This window comes from Streptomyces sp. NPDC090077 (assembly GCF_044747545.1).
Taxonomy (GTDB): domain Bacteria; phylum Actinomycetota; class Actinomycetes; order Streptomycetales; family Streptomycetaceae; genus Streptomyces.
On sequence record NZ_JBIVEG010000003.1, the window covers coordinates 273894 to 298091 of the forward strand.

Annotated in this window: 20 protein-coding genes; 17 read left to right on the forward strand and 3 right to left on the reverse strand. The window is 73.6% G+C overall.

Going from position 1 to position 24198, the window contains the following annotated elements:
* Window positions 1–76: 76 nt before the first annotated feature.
* Window positions 77–823, reverse strand: a complete 747-nt coding sequence (locus ACIPW5_RS08125) for an SDR family NAD(P)-dependent oxidoreductase (protein WP_401241946.1) — start codon at window positions 821–823, stop codon at window positions 77–79.
* A gap of 101 nt (window positions 824–924) precedes the next feature.
* On the opposite strand from ACIPW5_RS08125, the gene ACIPW5_RS08130 reads away from it, so the two are divergent.
* The 10 genes from ACIPW5_RS08130 to ACIPW5_RS08175 all read left to right on the forward strand — a co-directional run bounded on the left by ACIPW5_RS08130 (window position 925) and on the right by ACIPW5_RS08175 (window position 12370).
* Window positions 925–1821 (forward strand): LysR family transcriptional regulator, encoded by an 897-nt coding sequence (locus tag ACIPW5_RS08130; protein WP_401241949.1) that lies wholly within the window; start codon window positions 925–927, stop codon window positions 1819–1821.
* A gap of 196 nt (window positions 1822–2017) precedes the next feature.
* On the forward strand, window positions 2018–4405 hold the full coding sequence (locus tag ACIPW5_RS08135) for a collagenase (protein ID WP_401241951.1): 2388 nt from the start codon (window positions 2018–2020) through the stop codon (window positions 4403–4405).
* A 92-nt stretch (window positions 4406–4497) separates the two neighbouring features.
* Window positions 4498–5652 carry an NAD(P)/FAD-dependent oxidoreductase gene (locus ACIPW5_RS08140; RefSeq protein ID WP_401241954.1) on the forward strand — a complete coding sequence of 385 codons (1155 nt, stop codon included), beginning with the start codon at window positions 4498–4500 and terminating at the stop codon, window positions 5650–5652.
* A 198-nt stretch (window positions 5653–5850) separates the two neighbouring features.
* Window positions 5851–6162, forward strand: a complete 312-nt coding sequence (locus ACIPW5_RS08145) for a (2Fe-2S)-binding protein (protein ID WP_401241955.1) — start codon at window positions 5851–5853, stop codon at window positions 6160–6162.
* Window positions 6143–7600, forward strand: a complete 1458-nt coding sequence (locus tag ACIPW5_RS08150) for an NAD(P)/FAD-dependent oxidoreductase (protein WP_401241958.1) — start codon at window positions 6143–6145, stop codon at window positions 7598–7600. The genes ACIPW5_RS08145 and ACIPW5_RS08150 overlap by 20 nt, the downstream gene beginning before the upstream one ends.
* A gap of 76 nt (window positions 7601–7676) precedes the next feature.
* Window positions 7677–8603, forward strand: a complete 927-nt coding sequence (locus ACIPW5_RS08155) for a dihydrodipicolinate synthase family protein (RefSeq protein ID WP_401241961.1) — start codon at window positions 7677–7679, stop codon at window positions 8601–8603.
* Window positions 8604–8635: 32 nt separating this feature from the next.
* Complete coding sequence (locus ACIPW5_RS08160; protein ID WP_401241963.1) at window positions 8636–9640, forward strand: proline racemase family protein; 1005 nt, start codon at window positions 8636–8638, stop codon at window positions 9638–9640.
* On the forward strand, window positions 9637–10656 hold the full coding sequence (locus ACIPW5_RS08165; protein ID WP_401241966.1) for a proline racemase family protein: 1020 nt from the start codon (window positions 9637–9639) through the stop codon (window positions 10654–10656). Before ACIPW5_RS08160 ends, ACIPW5_RS08165 begins: the two co-directional genes overlap by 4 nt.
* A complete protein-coding gene (locus ACIPW5_RS08170) occupies window positions 10653–11603 on the forward strand; it encodes an ornithine cyclodeaminase family protein (RefSeq protein ID WP_401241967.1) in 951 nt (316 codons plus the stop codon). The genes ACIPW5_RS08165 and ACIPW5_RS08170 overlap by 4 nt, the downstream gene beginning before the upstream one ends.
* Before the next feature lie 56 nt (window positions 11604–11659).
* The gene (locus tag ACIPW5_RS08175; protein WP_401241970.1) at window positions 11660–12370 is read left to right on the forward strand and encodes a GntR family transcriptional regulator; all 711 of its coding nucleotides are present in this window, start codon (window positions 11660–11662) and stop codon (window positions 12368–12370) included.
* 4 nt (window positions 12371–12374) lie between these two features.
* Here ACIPW5_RS08175 and ACIPW5_RS08180 read toward each other — a convergent pair whose 3' ends face one another.
* A complete protein-coding gene (locus tag ACIPW5_RS08180) occupies window positions 12375–13880 on the reverse strand; it encodes a hypothetical protein (protein ID WP_401241972.1) in 1506 nt (501 codons plus the stop codon).
* 153 nt (window positions 13881–14033) lie between these two features.
* Here ACIPW5_RS08180 and ACIPW5_RS08185 point away from each other — a divergent pair, with 153 nt between their 5' ends.
* From ACIPW5_RS08185 to ACIPW5_RS08205, 5 genes are read left to right on the forward strand one after another with little or no spacing between them, the layout of a single operon-like run.
* Window positions 14034–15776 (forward strand): ABC transporter substrate-binding protein, encoded by a 1743-nt coding sequence (locus ACIPW5_RS08185; RefSeq protein WP_401241974.1) that lies wholly within the window; start codon window positions 14034–14036, stop codon window positions 15774–15776.
* 22 nt (window positions 15777–15798) lie between these two features.
* Entirely contained in the window at window positions 15799–16764 is a 966-nt protein-coding gene (locus ACIPW5_RS08190; RefSeq protein WP_401241976.1) for an ABC transporter permease, read from the forward strand.
* Complete coding sequence (locus ACIPW5_RS08195) at window positions 16761–17747, forward strand: ABC transporter permease (protein ID WP_401241979.1); 987 nt, start codon at window positions 16761–16763, stop codon at window positions 17745–17747. Before ACIPW5_RS08190 ends, ACIPW5_RS08195 begins: the two co-directional genes overlap by 4 nt.
* On the forward strand, window positions 17747–18781 hold the full coding sequence (locus tag ACIPW5_RS08200) for an ABC transporter ATP-binding protein (RefSeq protein ID WP_401241981.1): 1035 nt from the start codon (window positions 17747–17749) through the stop codon (window positions 18779–18781). The genes ACIPW5_RS08195 and ACIPW5_RS08200 overlap by 1 nt, the downstream gene beginning before the upstream one ends.
* Window positions 18778–19797: an ABC transporter ATP-binding protein gene (locus ACIPW5_RS08205; RefSeq protein WP_401241984.1), complete on the forward strand. Its 1020-nt coding sequence runs from the start codon at window positions 18778–18780 to the stop codon at window positions 19795–19797. The genes ACIPW5_RS08200 and ACIPW5_RS08205 overlap by 4 nt, the downstream gene beginning before the upstream one ends.
* A gap of 72 nt (window positions 19798–19869) precedes the next feature.
* Here the strand turns inward: ACIPW5_RS08205 and ACIPW5_RS08210 are convergent, their stop codons facing one another.
* A complete protein-coding gene (locus tag ACIPW5_RS08210; protein WP_401241986.1) occupies window positions 19870–21930 on the reverse strand; it encodes a prolyl oligopeptidase family serine peptidase in 2061 nt (686 codons plus the stop codon).
* Window positions 21931–22012: 82 nt separating this feature from the next.
* Between ACIPW5_RS08210 and ACIPW5_RS08215 the strand changes: the two genes are divergently transcribed.
* Both ACIPW5_RS08215 and ACIPW5_RS08220 read left to right on the forward strand, forming a co-directional pair.
* Complete coding sequence (locus ACIPW5_RS08215; RefSeq protein ID WP_401241989.1) at window positions 22013–23578, forward strand: MFS transporter; 1566 nt, start codon at window positions 22013–22015, stop codon at window positions 23576–23578.
* Window positions 23579–23614: 36 nt separating this feature from the next.
* Entirely contained in the window at window positions 23615–24187 is a 573-nt protein-coding gene (locus tag ACIPW5_RS08220) for a hypothetical protein (RefSeq protein ID WP_401241991.1), read from the forward strand.
* The last annotated feature ends 11 nt before the right edge of the window (window positions 24188–24198 follow it).

The following is a 24198-nucleotide window of genomic DNA, read 5'->3' on the forward strand; positions in this document are numbered from 1 at the left end:
CGCGCCGGTCGTGACCCCGCCCACGCCCCGGTCCTCCGGGGCGACTTCGTCGATGGGGACGGAGGCGGTGGCGGGGTCAGGGGCGGCCGGTGACGTGACCGCCGTCCACGCGCAGCGCGTGGCCGGTGACGAAAGAGGCTCCTGCCAGGTACAGCACCGCCTCGGAGACCTCCGAGACCTCGCCGACCCGGTCCAGCAGGGCGAGTCCGCCGAAGGAGTCCACGTCGGCGCCGGAGTGCAGCGGCGTGCGCACGATCCCCGGGGACACCAGGTTCACGCGGATGCCGTCCGCCGCGAGCTCGGCGGCCAGGGTGGTCGTCAGCGCGTGCACCCCGGCCTTGCTGACCACCGGGGCGGAGGCCGGGAAGCCGGCGATCGCGTGGTCCACCAGGGTGGTGCCGATGTTGACGACGCTGCCGCCCCGGCCCTGGGCGCGCAGGGCCCGTACGACGGCCTGCGTAGTGAGGTAGGTGCCCTTGAGGTTGCCGGTGAGGAAGCCGTCGAGCTCCTCCTCGGTCACCTCGGTGAAGGGCTTGGAGGCGAACGTACCGGCGTTGTTGACCAGTACGTCGATGCGGCCGAAGCGCTCCAGCGCGGTGCGCACGAGCAGCTCGCCGGTCTCCGGCGCCGCGATGGAGCCGGCCGCCCACGCGGTGCGCCCGGGGTGCCCGAGGGACGCGGCGGCCTTGGCGAGGCGGTCCGCGTCGCGGCCGTTCAGGACGACGTTGGCGCCGTCGGCCAGGAAGGCCCGTGCGATGTCCAGCCCGATGCCGCTGGAGGAGCCGGTGATCAGGGCGGTGCGGCGGGTGGTGGTGTCGGTCATGTCCGGTGCCTTTCGGGAGTTCCGTGGGTGACACCGGAAACGTATGAGCTCCCAACCGATAAGACCACGACGGAAATTGGAGCATGTGATAATCCCAGGTTATGGATGTGGACCTGCGGGACCTGGAGCTCCTCGACGCCACCGCCGAGACGGGCTCCCTGACCGCCGCCGCCGAGCGGCTCTACGTCAGCCAGCCCGCCCTCAGCCAGCGGCTGACCCGGCTGGAGGACCGTCTGGGGACGCGGCTCTTCGACCGCAAGGGCCGCCGCCTGGTGCCCAACGCGGCCGGCCGCCGGATGCTCGTCGCCGCCCGCCGCGTCCTCGGCGAGCTGGAGTCGGCCGGCCGGGACCTGCGCGACCTCCGCGACGGCCGTGACCGGCGGGTGCGCTTCGCCGCCCAGTGCAGCACCACCTTCCCGTGGCTGCCGCCCGTGCTGCGCGCCTACCGCGAGCGGGAGCCGGACATCGAGGTGCGGATCGAGACCGTCCCCGACGACGCCCCGATCCCGGCGCTGCTCGCCGACAGGATCGACGTCGCCCTCGTCACCAAGTCGGACGCGCAGATGGACCGGGTGACCCTGACCCGGCTCTTCGAGGACGAGATGGTGGCGGTGGTGCCCGCGGGCCACCCCTGGGCGGCGCTCCCGCACGTGACCGCCCGCCACTTCGACGGCGTGGACCTGGTCCTCTACGACTTCTACGACCAGCGGCGCATCCCCGCGGAGCCGCTGCCGATCCCCGCGGGCGCCCGGCCCGGCCGGATCACCACGATGCCGGTGGTGACCGACCTGGTGGTCGAGATGGTGGCGGGCGGCCAGGGGGTGGCGGTGCTGCCCAACTGGACGGCCGCCCCGTACGCGGCCTCGCACGGCCTGGCGCTGGTGCGGATGGGCGAACAGCCGCTGACCCGGACCTGGTTCTGTGCCACCCGGCCCGGCCCCCACCCGCCCCACCTGGAGGGCTTCGTCGAGGAGCTCCTGACCCGCCTCAAGACCTAGCCGCAGCAGGGTTCGTCCCGGTTCAGAGGGAAACCTCCTCGAGAACCGCTGAACTGGTGTGCGCACAGGTCTTGTCAGTGCAATTTCACATTACTATGTTACAGCTCACACCGCGGCACGTTAATCCCCGTCAAACGCCGCGTGACGCAGGGCAGTTCGCACCTTTCCCCCACCTCCCTCCCAACAGGAGTCATCGGTGTTCCAGCACAGAGCTGTGCGTACGTCTCTCCTCGCCACCGCCGTCACGGTCACCCTCCTCGCCACCGCCGGCCAGGCCCCGGCGCAGACCGCGGAACGGGCCGCCCCGGCGGGTGCCTTCTCCGCCGGGGCCCAGGGCCCGGCCGCCTCGGCGCCCAACCCCTTCGACGAGGTCGACCGCCTGGCCGACGCGAAGCCGCTGGTCCCGGCGCCCGCGCCCGCGCCCGGCGGCGGGGCCGTCACCGACGGCCGGATACCCGGCGCCGCCCCGGTCGTGGAAGCCCCGGGCTCCACCGCGACCGCCGAACGCGCCGAGAAGAGCCGCAGGTCCGCGCAGGCCGCGCCCACCGCGAAGAGCACCGCCGCCGGCGTCCCCTGCACCCTCGACGGGATCAAGAACCTCACCCCGGAGCAGTTCGCCGACTTCCTCGGCGACCAGGCCGTCACCGCCGACGGCTGTCTGCGCGGACTGATCTGGACCTGGGACGCCCGCCTGGCCCCCGTCATGTCCGACGCCCACGTCCAGGCCGTGTCCCGCCGGATATCCGGCCTGGCCGCCGCCCACGACGGCCGCAACTCCTCACACCTGGAGGAGATGTTCACCTACCTGCACGCCGTCGCCTACCACGACTTCTCGCGCGACGAGATCGACGTCACCGACGCCCCCACCACCGCCGCGATACGCCAGGCCATCGACGACTTCGGCAACGCCGCGCGGACCTTCGACGTCACCCCGTCCAACGCCCGCACCCTGCGCGAGGCCCTCTACGCCGCCGGTCCCGGCCTGCGCCACCACCAGCTCGGCCTGATCAAGAAGGTCCTGGCCACCATGGACCCGGCCCACCCGGCCACCCACCTCGACGCCGGCTGGGCGGGCGCCGCCCTCGCCGCGCTCTCCACCAACTACCTGGGCGTCTACCCGGGCAACCAGGACGCGGCCTTCCACGCGGCGGTCGCGGGGGACGCCTCGTACCCCGCCGCCTTCAAGGCCTTCGCCGGGTACACCCACCTCAAGGGCAGCGGGAACGCCTGGGTGGTGCGCGACGCCCTCAGCGAGTACGCCCGGTTCGGCCAGGTGGAGGGCCTGAAGGACCAGGTCGTCGCCGACCTCGGCGCCATGCTCGGGCGCGTCAAGGCCGACTTCGGCACCGAACCCTGGGCGAAGATCGTCTCCTGGCTCAACTTCTACGGCGCCTGCAAGCAGTACGGGGTGTGCAAGGAGGACATCGAGAAGCAGCTCTTCCCGAACACCTACAGCTACGACAACGGCGCCATCAAGGTCCGCACCGCCCTCGACAAGGCGACCGTCGACCAGCTCTACTACGCCAGCAAGCAGGTCAAGACGCAGTTCCACCGCGTGATAGGCACCGACCAGCCGCTCGCCGGGGACCCCAACACCACCCTCAACATCGTGCTGTACGCCTCCCGCGCCGACTACGAGAACTACCACCCGGTCCTGACCGGCTACGGCACCAACAACGGCGGCATCTACATCGAGAACGGCGCCACCTTCTACACCTACCAGCGCCGCGTCCCGCAGGACTCCTCCCTCACCCTGGAAGAGCTCTTCCGCCACGAGTACACGCACTACCTCAACGGCCGTTTCGCCGTACCCGGCTTCTTCGGCCAGGGCCCCTGGTACGAGAGCGACCGCACGACCGCCATGGACGAGGGCACCGCCGAGTTCTTCGACGGCGCCACCCGCGACAACGGCATCGCCGTCCGCAAGTCCCTGGTGAAGAGCATCATCAACGACACCGCCGGCGGCGGCCCCCGGATGACCGTCGAGCAGCTGCTCAACGCCACCTACGACGGCGACGGCTTCCGCTTCTACAGCTACGCGGGCACCTTCTTCGAGTTCCTGTGGACCGAGAAGCCCTCGCTGCTGCGCGAGATGTACGGGTACCTGCGCGCCAACGACGTCGCCGGGTACGACGCGTGGCGCCACCGCACGGGCGCGGACACCTACCTCCAGCGGGACTACAACCGCTTCCTGGACGCCCAGATCGCCAAGGTGGACCAGCTCTACGTGCCGAACACCACCTTCACCCCGAACGAGCAGCTGCGCGACGCGGCGCTCGCCTCGGTGAAGTCCTCCTTCGCGTCGGCCACGTACAACACGCCGGACTGCGTGGAGAACGGCGACCCCGGCAAGCGCCGCTTCACCTGTACCGGCCGGATCACCGCGAACCTGAAGAACTGGCGCAGCGACGACCAGAACTTCAAGGACATGTCGGAGACGGTGGACTACTTCATCCTCGACCGGGCGGGGGCCGCCTCCAACAACCTGGCCGACATGAACTGCTCCTTCGGCCCGGTGCAGATCTGGGACAACAAGGCGGCGGGCACCTCCTCCTACAGCTGCGAAGGACCGCTCCGCAGCTGACCGCACGCCCGGCCGGCCCCGTATCCGCACGGGGGGCGGGGCCGGCCGGGCCACCCTAGGCACTCACTAAAGAATGTGACATATTACTGACCATGGACGTCGTGATCATTGGCGCCGGCGTCGTCGGAGCCGCGTGCGCGTACTACGCGAGCCGCTCCGGGCTCTCCGTGGCGGTGGTCGACCGCGGCCCCGTCGCGGGCGGCACGACCGGCGCGGGCGAGGGCAACCTGCTCGTCTCCGACAAGGAGGCGGGCCCCGAACTCGACCTGGCGCTCCTGTCGACGCAGCTCTGGCGGGACCTCTCCGCCGAACTCCCGCGGGCCGTCGAGTACGAACCCAAGGGCGGCCTGGTCGTCGCCCCCGACGACACCACCCTCAAGGCCCTGCGCCACTTCGCCGACGGCCAGCGCGCCGCCGGGGTCGTCACCGCCGAGGTGGGCCCGGACGGCCTGCACGACCTCGAACCCCACCTGGCCCCGGGCCTGGCGGGCGGCTTCCACTACCCCCAGGACGCCCAGGTCCAGCCGGCCCAGGCGGCGGCCCACCTCTTGGAGGCGTCGGGAGCCGATCTGCACCTCGGTGAGGAGGTCACCGGGTTCCTGCTGGAGCCGGGCGGGGTCGGGGGAGTCCGCACCACCCGGCGCACTCTCCGCGCCCCGAACGTGGTCAACGCGGCGGGCACCTGGGCCGGGGCCGTCGCCGCCCTAGCCGGTACCACCCTCCCCGTCCTGCCCCGCAGGGGCTTCGTCCTGGTCACCGAACCCCTGCCCCGCGTGGTCCGGCACAAGGTCTACGCCGCCGACTACATCGCCGACGTGGCCAGCGGCTCCGCGGCCCTGCAGTCCTCGGCCGTGGTGGAGGGCACCCCCTCCGGCCCGGTCCTCATCGGCGCCACCCGCGAACGCGTCGGCTTCGACCGCACCCTGTCCACCGAAGCCCTCCGCCGCCTGGCCGGCCAGGCCGCGGCCCTCTTCCCGGTGCTCGCGGACGCCAAGGCGATCCGCGCCTACCACGGCTTCCGCCCCTACCTCCCGGACCACCTCCCGGCGATCGGCCCGGACCCCCGGGTGCCGGGCCTGTTCCACGCCTGCGGCCACGAGGGGGCGGGCATCGGCCTGGCCCCCGCGACGGGAGCCCTCATCGCCGCCGCCCTGACCGGAGCCGAACCCCCGACGCCCCTGCACCCGTTCCGCCCGGACCGGTTCCAGGAGGGGGCGGGGACGGGGTGGGGTGTCGTCCGGGACTAAAACGAGATGACTTCGGCGCGCGGTACCTCGTACAACCGGATCCGGAACGGGCGCCGAACATCGAAGCCCGTCCCGGACGACACCCCACCCCGGCCCCGACCCCGGCCCATCGCACCCCCGCCCGGCCAGGGCAGGGGCCCCGACCCCGGCCCACCGCACCCCGCCCGGCCAGAGCGGACCAACCCCGAGGAGACACTGATGCGCAGCCCGCGCGACCTGGTGGGCGGCAGCCCGGAGGCGACGTTCCCCCTCACCTTCGACGGCCGTGAACTCCCGGCCGAACAGGGCCAGTCCATCGCCGCCGTCCTCTGGTCGGCCGGCATCCTCGCCTGGCGCACCACCCGCGAGGGCGGCACCCCCCGCGGGGCCTTCTGCGGCATCGGCGCCTGCTACGACTGCCTCGTCACCGTCAACGGCCGCCCCAACCAGCGGGCCTGTCTCGTCCCGGCCCGCCCCGGAGACTCCGTCACCACCCAGGAGGGCACCGGCCATGCCGACCTCGCCGTCTGACAGCAACGAGCCCACCGACCTGGCGGTCATCGGCGCCGGCCCCGCCGGGCTGGCCGCGGCCGTGACCGCCGCCCGCCTCGGCCTGCGCGTCACCCTCCTCGACGCCGCCGACCGCCCCGGCGGCCAGTACTACCGCCACCCCGCCCCGGGCCTGGGGGCAGCCCGCCCCGAGGCCCTGCACCACGGCTGGCGCGCCTTCGCCTCCCGCGAAGCCGCCCTCCGCGCCCACCGGGCGGCGGGCCGCATCACGTACCTCCCGGCCCACCACGTGTGGACGGTGGCCGGCGGGGAGGCCGGGTGGACCCTCCACGCGGTGGCCGGCCACGGCCCGGAGGAGGCCCCCGCGACCCTCCGCGCCCGCCACGTCCTCCTCGCCACCGGCGCCTTCGAACGCCAGCTGCCCTTCCCCGGCTGGACCCTGCCCGGCGTGGTCGGCGCGGGCGGAGCCCAGGCCATGCTGAAGAACAACCTCGTCCTGCCCGGCCGCCGCGTCGTCGTCGCCGGCTCGGGCCCCCTCCTCCTCGCCGTCGCCGGCTCCCTCGCCGCCGCCGGGGCCACCGTCCCCGCGGTCGTCGAGGCCGCCTCGTACACCGCGTACGCCCCCCAGGCACCCGCCCTGCTGCGCAACCCCGCCAAGCTCGCCGAAGGCGCCGCGTACGGGAGCGCCCTGCTGCGCCACGGCATCCGCCTGCTCACCCGGCACGCCGTCACCGAGGCGCACGGCACCACCCGCGTCGAGGCCGTCACCGTCACCCGCCTCGACGGCGACTGGCGCCCCCTGCCCGGCACCGCCCGCCGGATCCCCTGCGACGCCCTCGCGGTGGGCCACGGGCTGGTGCCCCAGCTGGAGCTGGCCACCGGCCTCGGCTGCGCCACCCGCCCGGCCGCCGACGGCACGGCCGCCCTGGAGGTGGACGCGGAGCAGCGCACCTCCGTCCCCGGCATCTGGTCCGCCGGCGAGACGGGCGGCATCGGCGGTGCCGATCTCGCCCTCACGGAGGGGGAGATCGCCGCGCACGCGGTGGCGGGACGGCCCGCCCCCGCCGCCCTCGTCCGCCGCCGCGCCCGGCTGCGCGCCTTCGCCGACGCCATGGCCGCCGCCCACCGCCCGGGCCCCGGCTGGACCGGCTGGCTGCGGGAGGAGACGGACGTGTGCCGCTGCGAGGAGGTCCCGGCGGGCCGGATCCGCGAGGCGGTGCAGGACCTGGGGGCGCGGGACGCCCGTACGGTCAAACTGCTCACCCGGGCCGGAATGGGCTGGTGCCAGGGCCGGATGTGCGGTCCGGCCGTGGCGGCCCTGGCCGGCGGCGACGGGGCCGCCGCCCCCGACCGCCGCCCCCTGTCCTGCCCGGTCCCGCTGCGCCACCTCGCGGCGCTGGAGCCGGCGGGCCCGCAACAGGCGCCCCCGGACGCCGAACTTCCGGCCCCCGGCCGCTGATCGGGTCCGCCCGGACCCTTGTGGCCGCTTCACACCCACTAGTAAAATGTCACACACCACACTAGGGAGTCCCTTCATGAACCACGCGCCCACCCCCGCGCCCAGCACCGACACCCGCACCCGCCCCTGGCACGGCATCATGGTCGCCACCGCCCTCCCCCTGCGCGCGGACCTGAGCGTCGACTACGACGCCTACGCCGAACACGTCGCCTGGCTCATCGCGGGCGGCTGCGACGGCGTCGTCCCCAACGGCTCCCTCGGCGAGTACCAGACCCTCACCGACGAGGAGCGGGCCCGCGTGGTCCGCACCGCCGTCGAGGCCGCCGGCGACGGCGCCCGCGTGATGCCCGGCGTGGCCGCGTACGGCAGCGCCGAGGCCCGCCGCTGGGCCGACCAGGCCGCCGAGGCCGGCGCGGGCTCCGTCCTGCTGCTCCCGCCCAACGCCTTCCGTGCCGACGAGCAGACGGTGCGCGCCCACTACGCGGAGGTCGCCCGCTCGGGCCTGCCCGTGGTCGCCTACAACAACCCGTACGACACCAAGGTGGACCTGACCCCCGACCTCCTCGCCCGGCTGCACGCCGACGGCAGCATCGTCGCCGTCAAGGAGTTCAGCGGCGACGTCCGCCGCGCCTACGAGATCGCCGAACTCGCCCCCGGCCTCGACCTGCTCATCGGCGCCGACGACGTCCTGCTCGAACTCGCCCTGGCCGGCGCCGTCGGCTGGATCGCCGGCTACCCCAACGCCCTGCCGCAGTCCTGCGCCACCCTCTACCGGGCCGCCGTCGCCGGCGACCTCGCCACCGCCCTGCCGCTCTACAAGTCCCTGCACTCCCTGCTGCGCTGGGACTCCAAGACCGAGTTCGTCCAGGCCATCAAGCTGTCGATGGACCTCGCCGGACGCCCCGGCGGCGCCACCCGCCCCCCGCGCTTCCCGCTCACCGGGGAGACCGAGGCCGCCGTGCGCGCCGCCACCGAGAAGGCCCTGGCCGAAGGCCTCAACTAGGTTCCCCGGAGGGGACGAACGAGGGGAACGCAATGCGCACGCGCCACATCTACCACGCCGTGGACTCCCACACGGAGGGCATGCCCACCCGGGTGATCACCGGGGGAGTCGGGGTGGTCCCCGGCGCCACCATGGCCGACAAGCGGCTCCACTTCATGGAGCACATGGACCACGTCCGCACCCTGCTCATGTACGAGCCGCGCGGCCACGCGGCGATGAGCGGTGCGATCCTCCAGCCCCCCACCCGGCCCGACGCCGACTTCGGCGTCCTGTACATCGAGGTGTCGGGCCTGCTGCCGATGTGCGGGCACGGCACGATCGGGGTGGCCACCGTCCTGGTCGAGACCGGCATGGTCCCGGCCGTCGAGCCGGTCACCACGGTCCGGCTCGACACCCCGGCCGGACTGGTGAGCGTCGACGTCCGCGTCGAGGACGGCGCGGCCACCGCCGTCACCCTCACCAACGTCCCGTCCTTCTGCGTGGGCCTCGACCTGAAGGCCGAGGTGCCCGGCTTCGGCACGGTCACCTACGACCTCGCCTACGGCGGGAACTTCTACGCCTTCGTCGAACTCGACGCCCTCGGGCTCCCCTTCGACCGGGCCCGCAAGGAGGACCTGATCGCCGCCGGACTCGCGGTCATGGACGCGGTCAACGGGGGGCCCGACCGGCCCGTCCACCCGGAGAACCCCTCCATCGCCGGGGTCAAGCACGTCTACCTCGCCGCCCCCGGCTCCGACGCCCACCGCTCCCGGCACGCCATGGCCATCCACCCCGGCTGGTTCGACCGCTCGCCCTGCGGTACGGGGACCAGCGCGCGCATGGCCCAGCTGCACGCCCGGGGGCTGCTGCCGCTCGGCACGGACTTCGTCAACGAGTCCTTCATCGGCACCGAGTTCACCGGCCGGCTCGTCGGGGAGACCACGGTCGGCGGGCTCCCGGCGGTGGTGCCCACCGTCACCGGCCGGGCCTGGATCACCGGCACCGCCCAGTACTTCCTCGACCCGACCGACCCCTTCCCCGGAGGGTTCCTGCTGTGACCACCGTCCGCACCACCGACTACCACACGGCGGGGGAGCCCTTCCGCATCGTCGACACCACCACCGGCGGGCTGCCCCCCGTCCCCGGCGACACCGTCGCCGAGCGCTGCGCCACCGCCATCGGTCCCGGGGGCTCCGGGACCATGCCGCGCCGCAGCGCCCTGGACGACGTACGCCGGCTGCTGGTGCAGGAGCCGCGCGGGCACGCCGGGATGTACGGGGGGTTCGTGGTGCCCCCGGACGACGACGGGGCCCACCTCGGGGTGCTGTTCTGGCACAAGGACGGCTACTCCACCGCCTGCGGCCACGGCACCATGGCGCTCGGCGCCTGGGCCGTGGACACCGGCCGCGTCCCGGCGCCCGACGACGGGGACGCACAGGTGCGCATCGACGTGCCCTCGGGCCGGGTCACCGCCACCGTCCACCGGTCCGGGGGCCGCACCACCGGGGTCACCTTCCGCAACGTCCCGGCCCGGGTGGCGGCCCGCAAGGTCCCGGTGGCCACCACGCTCGGCCTCGCGGAGGTGGACATCGCCCACGCCGGGGCCTGCTACGCCTCCGTGGCCGCCCGGGACCTCGGCCTCCAGGTCACCCCGGCCGCGCTGCCCGAACTCGTGCGCGCCGGGCGGGAGGTCCGGGCCGCCCTCGCCACCCACCCGGCGACCTGGCACCCGGGCGGCCCGCTCCTCTCGGGGGTCTACGGGGTGGTGCTGTACGAGGAGCTGCCCGACACCCCCTTCGGGCCGCACCAGCGCAACGTCACCGTCTTCGCCGACGGGCAGACCGACCGCTCGCCCTGCGGCTCCGGGACCTCCGCCCGGCTCGCGCTGCTGGCCGAGGACGGCCGGCTCGGGGCGGGGGAGGACCTGCTGCACGAGTCGGTGACCGGCACCGTCTTCACCGGGCGGATGCTCGCGGACGGGGTCACCGAGGTCACCGGGACCGCCTACCGCACCGGCGAGCACGCCTTCATCGCCGACCCGCACGACGCCCTCGGCACGGGCTTCCTGCTGTGACGGGCCTCCTGCGGCTGGACGCCCGCGGGACGGCGGGCGCGCTCACCCCCGGGCGGGCAGCCGACGCCCTGGAGGCGGCCCTGCGCACCGGCCTGGACCCGGAGACCTGCCCGCAGCGCACCAGCGTGCCGACGCCTGGCGGCGAGCTGCTGCTCATGCCGGCCGCGTCGGGTGCGTACGCCGGGGTGAAGATCGCCGGGGTGGCCCCCGGCAACCCGGCGCGCGGACTGCCCCGGATCACCGGCAGCTACCTCCTGCTGGACGGTCCGACCCTGCGCCCGCTGGCCCTCCTGGACGGCGCCGCCCTGACCGCCCTGCGCACCCCGGCGGTCTCCGTGCTCGCCCTGCGGTACCTGACCGCGCCCGGGCGCCCGCTGCGGCTGGTGCTGTTCGGCTCGGGGCCGCAGGCGTACGGGCACCTCGAAGCGGTGCTGGAACTGCGGGACCTGGCCGGGGCGGTGGTCGTGGCCCGCGACCCGGGGCGTGCGGAGCGGCTGGCCGCGCACGCCCGGGCCCTGGGCGTCCCCGCCCGCACGGGCACGCCCGCCGACGTGGCCGGCGCCGATCTGGTCCTGTGCTGCACCACCGCCCGCGAGCCGCTGTTCGACGGGCGCCTGGTCGACCCGGGGGCGGTGGTCGTGGCGGTCGGCTCGCACGAGCCGGACGCCCGGGAGACCGACACCGCCCTCGTGCGACGCGCGGCGGTGTACGTGGAGTCGCGGGCGGCCGCGCTGCGGGAGGCGGGGGACCTGCTGGTGCCGGAGGCCGAGGGCGCGATCGGGCCCGGTCATATCACCGGCACCCTCGCCGACCTGGTCGCGGGACGCAATTCCGCGGGAGGGAGGGCGAGTTGTCCACAGCTCTTCAAGAGCGTGGGCATGGCCTGGGAAGATCTTGCCGTCGCGGTGGCGATCTACCACGCGACCGGAGCGAACAGCGAAACGTGACATTGTACGCTGTTCCTCCGCACGTCGGTGGTGTGCGGGGTCTCGGAGGAAGAGCAATGGGTGACCTGAAGCAGCACAGTCTCATCAAGGCCCAGGAGCGGCTGCGCGACCAGGTCGGCCACGCCCTGCGCGCCGCGCTGATAGCGGGCGAGCTGCGCCCCGGAAGCGTCTACTCGGCCCCGGGCCTCGCCGCCGAACTCGGCGTCTCGGCCACCCCGGTCCGCGAGGCCATGCTGGACCTCGCCCGCGAGGGCCTGGTGGAGCCGGTCCGCAACAAGGGCTTCCGGATCACCGAGGTCAGTGAGCGCGACCTCGACCAGTACACCGAACTCCGCACGATGATCGAGGTCCCGACCGTCGGCCGGGTCACCCGGATGGCCACGGCGGAGCAGCTGGAGGCGCTGCGCCCGGTCGCCGAGGAGATCGTCAGCAGCGCCCGCGAGCACAACCTCATCGGCTACCTGGAGGCCGACCGCCGCTTCCACCTCGGCCTGCTCGCCCTCGCGGGCAACGAGCGCCTGGTCGAGACCGTCGGCGACCTGCGCAAGCGCTCCCGGCTGTACGGCCTCACGGGCCTGGACGAGGCCGGCAAGCTGGTCTCCTCCGCCGAGGAGCACATCGAGCTGCTCGACCTGATGATCGCCGGCGACGCCGAGGCGGCCGAGGCCTGCATGACCCGCCACCTCGGCCACGTCCGCTCCCTCTGGGCCCAGGGCCGCAACGAACCGGTGGGCCGCCCCACGGGCCGCCTCGGCTCCGGCCTGTAACGGCCTACCGGCAGCCCCCGTCGCAGGGGGCCGCCGGGGGTGGCGGCCCGGCTGCCGTGTCGGCCTGCCCGAGGACCGCCCGCATCACCTCCGGCGGCAGTCCGGGCGCGGCAGCGGCCGCCTCGGCGACGCTCTCCTCCGCGTCCCCGAGCAGCCGCACCAGCGCCTCCACCGGCAGACGGGGATGCCTGGCGCAGGCGCGCCGCACGGACTCCGCCTCGTCGGCCGCGAGCCGTTCGAGCAGCACGGACGGCAACTCCGGGTCGCGCAGCGCGAGTACGCGTATCCAGGCGTCGGGGTCGCCCGCGAACCGCCGCAGCGTCTCGGGCGGGAAGGCGGCGTAATCCGCCGGCCTGTCGCGGAATTTGGTCTGCCGGTGGTGGCGCCGGTCGAGGTCCTCGGCGACGGCGGGGTCCACCTCCGGAAGCCGGGCCAGGGCCACGAGGCGGACGGCCGCGTCCTCGTCGGCCAGCATGGCCCTCCGCGCGTCGAGGGGCAGCCGTTCGCTGCACGCGGCGGCCAGGCGCAGGCCGGGGTACGGCGAGGAGGTGTGGGGGAGGGGGTCGGCCTGGACCCAGGGGTAGGCACCCGTGCTCACTCCGGCCATGGCGAGTTTGCACCCGAGGTCCGTCTCGTCGAGGTCCCACCCCTCGCCCCCGACCGGTCCGGGCGGGGGCAGCCCCTCGTCGAAGCGCCGGGCGCCGGCGGTCAGCCAGGCGTGGATCCGGGCCCGCTGGTCCGGCGGGGTGTCGGCGCGCCGGAAGACCTCGGCGCGGACGTACGGGGAGGCGTCCCCGGCCAGCGTGTCGCGCAGGGCGGCGGGCAGTTCCGGATGGGCGGCCAGTGCTTCCCGGACGTCCTCGTCGGGGTCGGCGGCGAGTTCCGCCGCGGTGTCCGGTGCCAGGTGGAGGAAGGGGACGATCCGGCTGCGGACGGCCGGGTCGGCGAACAGCACGCGGTGCAGGTCGTCCGGCGGCCGGTGGCGGCGGCAGGCGGTGGCCCGCACCTCGGCGTCGGGGTCGGTCAGGAGCGTCCGCAGGACGTCCTCCTCCGGTGTCTGCCGCCGCTGCGCCAGCGTCTGGCGCACCGTCCGGTCGCCGTCCGCCGCCAGTACGGCGGCCTGCTCCGGGGCGAGCCGGGGGTTGTCGGCGAGGCCGATGCGGACGGCGGGCTCCGGGTCACGGGCGAACAGCGCGTGCCGCCCGGCTTTCGGCCCTTCCTCCTGCGCCCGCCGGGCCCGGACCTCCGGATCGGGGTGCGCCGCCAGCCGCGCGGCGATCCCGTCCGGGAGCACGGGTGCGTGGGCCAGCTCCAGGGCCCTGCCATCGGCCAGGAACGCCTCGCACAGCGTCGTGCCCGGCCCGGTGCCGGCGCGCAGGACGAGCCGGATGGCGGACATCAGGTGGGGGAGCAGGTCCACGGCCAGGTCCTGGCCCAGGGCGGGGTTCCCGCTGAGGCCTCTGAGTACCGACCTGAGGTGGCGGATCGGCGGGAGCGGTACGACATCCATGCGGCGCAGCCTAGACGGCCGTGCCAACTCCCCTGCAGAGGCGGTGATTTGGACACGGCTGGATAACAGCGGCGGCAACCTCTTGTCAGTACAATTTCACATTACTATGTTACCGGTCACATCCTAAAGCGCGGCCCTTCACTGGAGTGACCCATGACCAAGCGCACCCAGCTCACCCTCGCCACCGCCCTGGTGGCGACGCTCGTACTCGGCGCCTCGGGCTGCTCCGACCCCAAGAAGGGCCCCGCCGCCGGCGGCGCCTCCAACCCCGCCGCCGCCAACGACGGGAAGGTCCTCGGCGGCACCCCGGCCAGGGGCGGCACCCTCACCGTCCTGTCCAACCAGGACTTCGCCCACCTCGACCCGGCCCGCAACTGGACGCTGCCGACCATCGACTTCGGCACCCGGCTGCTCTACCGCACGCTCGTCACCTTCAAGGCCGAGCCCGGCAAGGCCGGCAGCGAACTGGTCCCCGACCTCGCCACCGACCTCGGCACCTCCTCCAACGGCGGCCGCACCTGGACCTTCACCCTCAAGGAGGGCCTCAAGTACGAGGACGGCAGCCCCATCAGGGCCCAGGACGTCAAGTACAACGTCGAGCGCTCCTTCGCGCCCGACCTCACCGGCGGCCCCGACTACGCCGCCCAGTACCTGGCCGGCGCCGACGGCTACAAGGGCCCCCTCCAGGGGCAGCACCTCGACTCCGTCAAGACCCCAGACGACCGGACGATCGTCTTCGAACTCAAGCGCCCCGTCGCCGAGTTCTCCGCGACCGCCACCCTGCCGACCTTCGCGCCCGTCCCGCAGTCCCAGGAGAAGGGCACCCAGTACGACGCCCGCCCCTTCTCCTCCGGCCCCTACAAGATCGAGACGTACGACCGCGACAAGAAGCTCGTCCTCGTCCGCAACGAGCACTGGGACCCGAAGACCGACACCGTCCGCAAGGCCTACCCGGACCGGTTCGTGGTCGTCATGGGCCTCAAGGGCGGCCAGGTCGACGACCGGATCATCGCCTCCGACGGCGCCGACGCCTCCGCCGTCGAGTACCAGGACATGCGCCCCGAGAGCGCCCCCAAGGTGCTGCCCAAGCCCGACATCAAGGCACGCCTGCTCGCCGAGTCCCAGGGCTGTACCGAGATGCTCCACCTCAACAACTCCCGCGCCCCCTTCGACGACCCCAAGGTCCGCGAGGCCATGCAGTACGCCGTCGACAAGGAGGCCGTGGTCACCGCCGGCGGCGGACCCGCCCTCAACGAGGTCGCCACCGCCTACCTGCCCCCGGCCCTGACGGGCGGCAAGCAGGCCGACACCCTGGGGATCGCCCCGTCCGGCGACCCCGCCAAGGCCAGGGAACTCCTCAAGGCCGCCGGCAAGGAGAACCTGAAGGTCTCCCTGTCCGTCTCCACCGGCGACAAGGGCAAGGCCGAGGCCGTCCAGCAGGGCCTGTCCCGCGCCGGAGTGCAGGTCGTCATCGACACCGTCGACCCCGGCGCCTACTACGACGTCATCGGCGACCTCTCCACCACGCCCGACATGACTCTCACCGGCTGGTGCCCCGACTACCCCTCCGGATCCACCTGGATCCCCTTCGTCTTCGACGGACGCACCATCAAGGACAAGGGCAACCAGGGCAACTATTCCCAGTTCCGCGACGAGGCCACCATGAAGCGGATCGACGAGATCAACGCCATGGCCGACGCCAAGCAGGCCAACCAGGCCTGGATCGACCTCGACGCCGAGATCATGAAGAAGTCCCCCTCCGTCCCGGTCCTGCTGGAGCGCAAGCCGCTGCTCATCGGCACCAACATCGCCGGCGCCTACGGCCACCCCGTCTGGACCGGCACCATCGACTACGGGACGGTCGGCCTCAAGGACCCGTCGAAGAGCCAGGGCTGAGGAAGCCCGGGGCCCCGACACCATGACCACCACCGCACCGGGCGCCGCCCCCGCGCCCGCCGCCGCGCCCGAACCGCCCGCGGCGGCCCCCGGCAGCAGCCCCTGGCAGCTCGCCCGGCGGGAACTGCGCCGCCGCCCCGCCGTCCGCGTCAGCGCCGCCGTCGTCCTCCTCTTCGTCCTGATGGCCGCCACCGCCCCCTGGCTCGGCGCCCTCGGCGGCTGGTCCCCCGAGGAGTTCGACAAGAGCGCCGTCGACCCCTACCTCGGCGGCCTCCCGCTCGGCCCCCTCGGCGGGATCGGCCCCGAGCACTGGCTCGGCGTCGAACCCGTCACCGGCCGCGACCTGTTCGCCCGCGTCGTCCACGGAGCCCAGGTCTCCCTGCTCATCGCCTTCGCCGCCACCGCCATCGTCGTCCTCGCCGGAACCGCCGCCGGCATCGCGGCCGGCTACTTCGGCGGGCGCACCGACGCCGTCCTGTCCCGGCTGATGGACCTCACCATGTCCTTTCCCTCGCTGATCTTCATGATCGCGATGCTGTCCGTGGCCAAGGACGTCAACCGCATCCTCCTGATGACCGCCGTCATCGGCCTCTTCGGCTGGCCCGGCGTCGCCCGCGTCGTCCGCGGCCAGACCCTCTCCCTCAAGCACCGCGAGTACGTCGACGCCGCCCGCGTCGGCGGGGCGAGCGCCTGGCGCATCCTGACCCGCGACATCCTCCCGGGCGTCTCCGGCCCGGTCATCGCCTACACCACCCTGCTCATCCCCGGCATGATCAGCACCGAGGCCGCCCTCAGCTACCTCGGCGTCGGGGTCCGCCCGCCCACCCCGTCCTGGGGCCAGATGATCGCCGAGTCCGTGGCCTTCTACGAGACCGACCCCATGTACTTCGTCATCCCGAGCGTCTTCCTCTTCCTCGCCGTCCTCGCCTTCACCCTCCTCGGCGACGCCCTGCGCGACATCCTCGACCCGAGGGGCGGCCGCAGTTGATCCTCTACCTGCTGCGCCGCCTGCTCGCCCTGGCCGGCGTGCTCCTCGCCATCGCGGCCGTCACCTTCCTCATCTTCTACGTCCTGCCCACCGACCCGGCCGCCGCGGCCTGCGGCAAGACCTGCAGCGCCGAACGGCTGGCCGACGTACGCGCCTACCTCGGCCTCGACCAGCCCCTGTGGCGGCAGTTCACCGACTTCCTCACCGGCATCTTCACCGGCCGCACCCTCGGCTCCGGCCAGTACGCCGTCCAGTGCGACTTCCCCTGCCTGGGCTACTCGTACGAGAACTCCCTGCCCGTCTGGGACCTGCTGATGGACCGGCTCCCCGTCTCCGCCTCCCTCGCCGTCGGCGCCGCCGCCCTCTGGCTCCTGCTGGGCCTCGGCGCCGGAGTCACCGCCGCCCTGCGCAAGGACACCGCCACCGACAAGGCCCTCATGGTCGGCGCCGTCGCCGCCGCCTCCCTGCCCGTCTACTTCACCTCCGTCATGCTCATCTACGGAGTCATCCGCACCGCCGGACTGCTGCCCTACCCCAGCTACCGGGCCCTCACCGACGACCCCCTCGGCTGGGCCTCCAACCTGCTCCTGCCCTGGACCGCGCTCGCCCTGCTCTACGCCGCCATGTACGCGCGCCAGAGCCGCGGCTCCATGATCGAGGCGATGGCCGAGCCGTACATCCGCACCGCCCGCGCCAAGGGCATGCCCGAACGGACCGTCGTCGTCAAACACGGGCTCCGCTCCGGCATGACCCCCATCCTCACCATCTTCGGCATGGACCTCGGCGGACTGCTCGCCGGCGCCGTCATCACCGAGTCCATCTTCGGACTCCCCGGCATCGGCAGGCTCTTCTACGGAGCCCTCGTCAGCTCCGACCAGCCCGTGGTCCTCGGGGTCACCCTGCTCGCCGCCTTCTTCATCGTCGTCGCGAACCTCGCCGTCGACCTCCTCTACGCCGTCATCGACCCGAGGGTGAGGTACTGATGACCACCCCGCTGCTCGAAGTGCGCGACCTGCACGTCACGTTCAGCACCCCGCGCGGGACCGTACGCGCCGTCGACTCCCTCGGCTTCACCGTCGAAGCGGGCCGCACCCTCGGCATCGTCGGCGAATCCGGATCCGGGAAGTCCGTCACCTCCCTCGCCGTCATGGGCCTGCACCGCACCGGCGCCGAGGTCACCGGCTCCGTCACCCTCGCCGGACAGGAACTGAACGGCCTGCCCGAGAAGGAACTCGCCAAGGTCCGCGGCCGCAGGATGGCCATGATCTTCCAGGACCCGCTGTCCAGCCTCCACCCCTACTACACCGTCGGCGAGCAGATCGCCGAGCACTACCGGGTGCACTTCCGGGCCGGCCGCGCCGCCGCCCGCAAACGCGCCGTCGACATGCTCGGCGAGGTCGGCATCCCCGAACCGGCCCGCCGGGCGGGGGAGTACCCCCACCAGTTCTCCGGCGGCATGCGCCAGCGCGCCATGATCGCCATGGCCCTCGCCTGCGAACCCGACCTGCTCATCGCCGACGAGCCCACCACCGCCCTCGACGTCACCGTCCAGGCCCAGATCCTCGAACTGATCGCCCGCCTCCAGGAGGAACGCGGACTCGGCGTCGTGATGATCACCCACGACCTGGGGGTGGTGGCCCGCGTCGCCCACGAGGTCCTCGTCATGTACGGCGGCCGCGCCGCCGAACAGGCCCCCGCAGACGCCCTGTTCACCGACCCCGCCCACCCCTACACCCGGGGCCTGCTCGACTCCCTGCCCCGCCTCGACACCGCCGACGACGTCCCGCTGCCCTCCATCCCCGGCTCCCCGCCCTCCCTGCTGAACCGGGCCCCGGGCTGCGCCTTCGCCCCCCGCTGCCCGCACGCCGCCACCGGCCCCGGGCCGGACCGGGAGCGCTGCACCGGCGAACGGCCCGAACTGCGCCCGTACGGCTCCCCGGACCGGACCGCCGCCTGCCACTTCCCCGGCCCCGCCCCCGCCCCCGTCACCGTCCCGACCCCGGAGGTGTCCCGATGACCGCCCCGGCCACCCGCCAGGACCGGGCCGCCCGGCCGGAGGCCCCGGCCGGGCCCCTGCTCTCCGTACGCGACCTGACCATGACCTTCCCCGGCAAGCGGTCGCTGACCGGGCGCCGGGCCGCGCCCGTCCGGGCCGTCGACGGGATCTCCTTCGACCTGGAACCCGGCCGCACCCTCGGCCTCGTCGGCGAGTCCGGCTGCGGCAAGTCCACCACCGGCCGGATGCTGGTCAGGCTGCTGGAACCCACCTCCGGCAGCATCACGTTCGACGGCCGGGACATCAGCCGGCTGTCCCAGGGGGCGCTGCGCCCCCTGCGCCGCGACATCCAGATGGTCTTCCAGGACCCGCACTCCTCCCTCAACCCCCGCCAGACGGTCGCCCGGATCATCTCCGACCCGCTGCTGGTGCAGGGCTGGACCGCGGCGGACGCCCGCCGCCGGGCCGCCGAGCTGATGGAGCTGACCGGGCTGATCCCCGAGCACATCGACCGCTACCCGCACGAGTTCTCCGGCGGCCAGGCCCAGCGCATCGGCATCGCCCGCTCGCTGGCCACCAGCCCCCGGCTGGTGATCGCCGACGAGCCGGTCTCCGCCCTCGACGTGTCCGTCCAGGCGCAGATCGTCAACCTGATGGAGCGGCTGCGCGCCGAACTGGGCCTGGCCTACGTGTTCATCGCCCACGACCTCTCGGTGGTCAAGCGGGTCAGCGACCGCGTGGCCGTCATGTACCTCGGCCGGATCGTCGAGACCGGGGACAAGAAGTCCCTCTACGAGAACCCGCAGCACCCCTACACCAAGGCGCTGCTGTCCGCCGTACCGCTGCCCGACCCGGCGGCGGAGCGGCGGCGGGAGCGGATCGTGCTGCTCGGCGACCCGCCGAGCCCGGCCGCCCCGCCTCCGGGCTGCACCTTCCACCCGCGCTGCCCCTTGGCGCAGGAGGTCTGCCGCACCGAGCGGCCGCTGCTGCGGCCCGTCGCCTCGCGGGAGGTGGCCTGTCACTTCCCGGGTGACTGACGGGGATCACGGGAAGCAGGGAGGGCCTCGCGGACGACGGTGTCCGCGAGGCCCTCCCGCCGTGCGGGGGTGTCAGAGGCCCAGCTCGCGGCGGAAGAACTCCAGCTCCAGCGCCATGACCTTCTCCCGGGTCCCGCCCGGGGTCATGTGCGTGACCCCGGGCAGCGCCAGCAGCTGGTGCGGGCGGCCCGCGTCGGTGAGGGCCTGCGACAGCCGCAGGGTGTGGGAGGGGTGGACGTTGTCGTCGGCCAGGCCCGTGACCAGCAGCAGCGGCCGGGTCAGCCGGGGCGCGTCCGGGATCAGCGAGTCCCGCTCGTACACCTCGGGGTGCTCCCCGGGGAGCCCGAGGTAGCGCTCGGTGTACGCGGTGTCGTAGTGCCGGAAGTCGGTCGGCGCGGCCCCGGCGGCCGCGGCGTGGAAGACGTCCGGCCGGCGCAGCACCGCCATCGCGGACAGGTAGCCGCCGTAGGACCAGCCGCGGATCCCGACCCGGCCGAGGTCGAGGTCGCGGTGGCGTTCGCCGAGCGCCCGCAGGGCCGCGACCTGGTCCTCCAGGGTGACCTCGGAGAAGCCCCGGTACACGGCGTGGGTGAAGGCGGGCGAGACGTAAGGGGTGCCCCGGTTGTCGACAGTCACCACGGCGAAACCCTGGTCGGCCCACCACTGGCGGGGCTGCCAGCGGCGCGGCTCGGCGGACACGTCCTGGAAGCCGGGGCCGCCGTAGCAGTCCATCAGCACCGGCAGCCGCCGCCCCGGTACGTGCCCGCGCGGCAGCACCACGGAGGTGGGGATCCCGAGCTCGGTGACCCGTTCCAGGACCGGCTCCACGCGGTACGGCAGCGGGGCGGACAGGTCGGCGGGGCTGAACGCGCGGCCGTCCGGGGTGCGTACGGTACGCCGGATCCCGTCGGCGTCGGCGCTGGTCAGCAGCAGGGTCCCGGCCGATGCCGACACGCCGTGCACCCCGGGCCCGTCGGCGAGCGGGGTCAGCCCACCGCTGTCGGGGTCCAGCAGCAGCACCTGCTGCTCCGCGGGGTCGCGCCGTCCGGCCTCGACGAGCAGCCGGCCCTCGTGGAGGCCGGCCACCCGGCGGACCTGTATCCCCTCGCCGGTGAGGGGCTTCCCGTCGAGGGCGAGGCCGCGCGCGGTGCCGTGCGGGGTGTCGGCGGCGGTGAGCATCCGCCCGTCGGGCAGCCGTGCCGGGGTTCCGGGCAGGAGGGGGTCCACCCACTGGGGGTGGCTGGTGCGGGACAGCTCCTCGGTGCGGCCGGTGACCGGGTCGGCGCCGAGCAGGAGCACGTTCCGCTGGAGCCGGTCCTGGACGGTCAGCAGGATCTCCGTCGCGGACTCCCAGCCGGCGTCGGAGACGTAGGGGTAGGCCCCGGCGTCCCAGTCGAGCCGTACCCGGCCGCCGTCCGGCCCGAGCACCCACAGCTGCACGTCGGCGTTGGGGCCGCCCGCCTCGGGGTACGCGAAGTCCTCGGCCGGGAGCTCCGGGTGCGCCGGGTCGGCGAAGTGGCGGCGCGGGAGGGCGCTCTCGTCGACGCGGGCTGCGAGCAGGGTGACCCCGTCGGGGGACCACCAGTGGCCCCGGGCGCGGCCGAGTTCCTCGGCGGCGGCGAACTCCGCGAGGCCCCAGCGGGCTCCGTCGGCGGGGCTGATCCGGCCGCCGGGGTGGACGTACAGGGCGTCGTCGCAGACGTAGGCGGTGCGCGAGCCGTCGCTGTTGGGGCGCGGGTCCAGGGCCGGGCCGACGGCCGGGAGCTCCTCGGGCACGCCGGTGCTGTCGCAGGTGACCGCGTACAGCCTCCCGTAGAGCGGGAAGACGGCGCTGCGGCCGTCGCCGGAGAGGGCGTACGAGCCGATCCCGGCGGCGACGAGCCGGGTGCGCTCGCGCAGCCGGCGCTCGGCGGCGGGGAGTTCGCCGGGTTCGGGGGAGAGCGCGCGCGGGTCGGCGAGCCGGGTCTCGGTGCCGGTGGCGGTGTCGAGGACCCAGAGGCTTTCGAGGGCGTCGGTGGGCCCCGTGGAGCGCAGGAACCACAGGAGGCGTCCGTCGTCGCCGAACGAGAAGGCCCTGGGCGAGCCGTGGGTGAACCGGGCCGTGGCGGCGGAGAGTCCGAGGAATTCGTCCATGATCTTATTGTGGCATGTGCAATATCACATAGCATAGGCCATTCGAGTGGTGCCCTCCGGTCCGCGGGCTTAGCGTCGACTGGTGGACCCGAACGCACTGCCGCACGACAACGGGACCGACGGCAAGGTCCGCGGGAGCGGAAACGGGCTGGCCCTGTTCGTGATCGCCTCCTGCCAGCTCATGGTGGTACTCGACATCACCATCGTGAACATCGCGCTACCACACATCCAGACGGACCTCGACTTCTCCACCGAGAGCCTGTCCTGGGTGGTCAACGCCTACACCCTGACCTTCGGCGGCCTGCTCCTGCTCGGCGGCCGCACCGGCGACATCCTCGGCCGCAAGCGCGTCTTCATCTTCGGCGTCCTGCTCTTCGGCCTGGCCTCCCTGCTCGGCGGACTCGCCCAGAACGCGGGCCAGCTGATGGCCGCCCGGGCCCTCCAGGGCGTCGGCGGAGCCATCGCCTCCCCGACCTCGCTCGCGCTGATCACCACCACCTTCCGCGAAGGCCCGGCCCGCAACCGGGCCTTCGGCGTGTTCGCCGCCGTCTCCGCCGGCGGCGGTGCGATCGGACTCCTCGCGGGCGGCGTACTGGTCGAATGGCTCGACTGGCGCTGGGTGCTCTTCGTCAACGTCCCGATCGCCCTGCTGATCGCCGTACTGGCCGCCCGGGTCCTGCACGAGTCCGAACGCCACCCCGGACACTTCGACCTGGCCGGCGCGCTGCTGGGCACCTGCGGCATGGTCGCCCTCGTCTACGGCTTCATCCGCGCCTCCCAGGAGGGCTGGCGCGACGGGATCACCCTCGGCTCCTTCGCCGCCGCCGTGGTCCTGCTGGTCCTGTTCGTCCTCAACGAGCGGCGCTCGCCGCAGCCCATCACACCGCTCCACATGTTCGCCGACCGCAACCGCGCCGGAACCTACGGGATCATGCTCTTCCTCGCCTGCGCGATCTTCGGCATGTTCTTCTTCCTGACCCTGTTCGTGCAGAACGTCCTCGGCTTCAGCCCGCTGCGGGCCGGACTCGCCTTCCTGCCGGTCAGCGTGATGGTCGCGCTGGCCGCCGGCGCCACCTCGCAACTGCTGCCGAGGTACGGGCCCAAGCCCTTCATGGTGACCGGCGCACTGTGCTGCGCGGCCGGGCTGGGCTGGCTGACCCTGATCGACGTCCACTCCACCTACCTCGGGAGCGTCCTCGGCCCGATCATGGTGTTCGCCACCGGCATGGGACTCCAGTTCGTCTCCCTCACCCTGATGGCGCTGTCCGACGTCGCCGACCGGGAGTCCGGCGCCGCCTCCGGGCTGCTCAACACCATGCAGCAGATCGGCGGATCGCTCGGACTCTCGATCCTGGTCACCGTCTTCGGTACGGCCAGCCGCAACGAGGCCAAGGAGCAGGTGCCGGCCTTCCTCGGCTCGGCGAGCCCCGTGCAGAAGGCCCTCTTCGCCCGTACCGGAGAACTCCCCAAACCCTGGGCCGACCAGGTGCTGACCTCCGGGGTCGGCGCGGCCTTCGTCGCGGCCTCGCTGTTCACCCTCGTCGGCGCGGTCATCGCGGTCTTCGCGATCCAGGTCCGGCCCTCCGACCTGGAACGACTGAAGGGCAACCACACCCCTGCGGGCGTTCCCGGCGAGGGCGGCGGGTAGGCTCTGGCGATCATCGCAAACCGGGGGGAAATTCCGATGTTCCGATCGACCCTGCGCACGGCCGCCGCCGCAGCGCTGACCGTGGGCCTCGCGGCCTTCACCGTCTCCTGCGGGAGCGGCACCGAGCCGAAGCCCAAGGCCCCGTCGCCCGCCGCGCCCGCCACCTCCGCGCCGGTCCCCGGCACCGCCGCGTCCCCGAGCGCGGGCACCACCGCCACGGGCGCGCCCACGCCGGCCGCGACGCCGACCGGCCGGCCTCCGGTGAGCGCCCAGCCCTCCGCGAGCGGCCTGCCCTCGACCCCGCCCGAGCTGGTCCGGGACGCCTTCGCCGGACTCCAGGCCACCCTGAACGACTCCTGCACCCCGGGGAACTGCGCCTACTTCCTCGGCCGGGTGTACGACGAGCTCCACCGCCTGGACCGCGCGATGAAGGCCGACGCGAAGGGCCCCGGCCACTTCCCGGAGCCGATCGCCCTCATCGCCAAGCTCGACAAGGAACTCGGCGGCGACCGCACCTTCGAGAACCTGAAGAAGCACCAGAGCGCGCTCATCGGCACCCGGGACCAGATCAACACCTGGATGCAGGACCACCCGGACGACTACCGCTGACGCGGGACGGG

What these genes read in the sequence shown, in the direction of transcription:
- ACIPW5_RS08175 (WP_401241970.1), top strand. Translation starts at nt 11,660, where the DNA reads ATGGGTGACCTGAAGCAGCACAGTCTCATCAAGGCCCAGGAGCGGCTG.
- ACIPW5_RS08180 (WP_401241972.1), bottom strand. Translation starts at nt 13,880, where the DNA reads ATGGATGTCGTACCGCTCCCGCCGATCCGCCACCTCAGGTCGGTACTC.
- ACIPW5_RS08210 (WP_401241986.1), bottom strand. Translation starts at nt 21,930, where the DNA reads ATGGACGAATTCCTCGGACTCTCCGCCGCCACGGCCCGGTTCACCCAC.
- ACIPW5_RS08155 (WP_401241961.1), top strand. Translation starts at nt 7,677, where the DNA reads ATGAACCACGCGCCCACCCCCGCGCCCAGCACCGACACCCGCACCCGC.
- ACIPW5_RS08125 (WP_401241946.1), bottom strand. Translation starts at nt 823, where the DNA reads ATGACCGACACCACCACCCGCCGCACCGCCCTGATCACCGGCTCCTCC.
- ACIPW5_RS08130 (WP_401241949.1), top strand. Translation starts at nt 925, where the DNA reads ATGGATGTGGACCTGCGGGACCTGGAGCTCCTCGACGCCACCGCCGAG.
- ACIPW5_RS08205 (WP_401241984.1), top strand. Translation starts at nt 18,778, where the DNA reads ATGACCGCCCCGGCCACCCGCCAGGACCGGGCCGCCCGGCCGGAGGCC.
- ACIPW5_RS08220 (WP_401241991.1), top strand. Translation starts at nt 23,615, where the DNA reads ATGTTCCGATCGACCCTGCGCACGGCCGCCGCCGCAGCGCTGACCGTG.
- ACIPW5_RS08150 (WP_401241958.1), top strand. Translation starts at nt 6,143, where the DNA reads ATGCCGACCTCGCCGTCTGACAGCAACGAGCCCACCGACCTGGCGGTC.
- ACIPW5_RS08160 (WP_401241963.1), top strand. Translation starts at nt 8,636, where the DNA reads ATGCGCACGCGCCACATCTACCACGCCGTGGACTCCCACACGGAGGGC.
- ACIPW5_RS08185 (WP_401241974.1), top strand. Translation starts at nt 14,034, where the DNA reads ATGACCAAGCGCACCCAGCTCACCCTCGCCACCGCCCTGGTGGCGACG.
- ACIPW5_RS08190 (WP_401241976.1), top strand. Translation starts at nt 15,799, where the DNA reads ATGACCACCACCGCACCGGGCGCCGCCCCCGCGCCCGCCGCCGCGCCC.
- ACIPW5_RS08140 (WP_401241954.1), top strand. Translation starts at nt 4,498, where the DNA reads ATGGACGTCGTGATCATTGGCGCCGGCGTCGTCGGAGCCGCGTGCGCG.
- ACIPW5_RS08200 (WP_401241981.1), top strand. Translation starts at nt 17,747, where the DNA reads ATGACCACCCCGCTGCTCGAAGTGCGCGACCTGCACGTCACGTTCAGC.
- ACIPW5_RS08145 (WP_401241955.1), top strand. Translation starts at nt 5,851, where the DNA reads ATGCGCAGCCCGCGCGACCTGGTGGGCGGCAGCCCGGAGGCGACGTTC.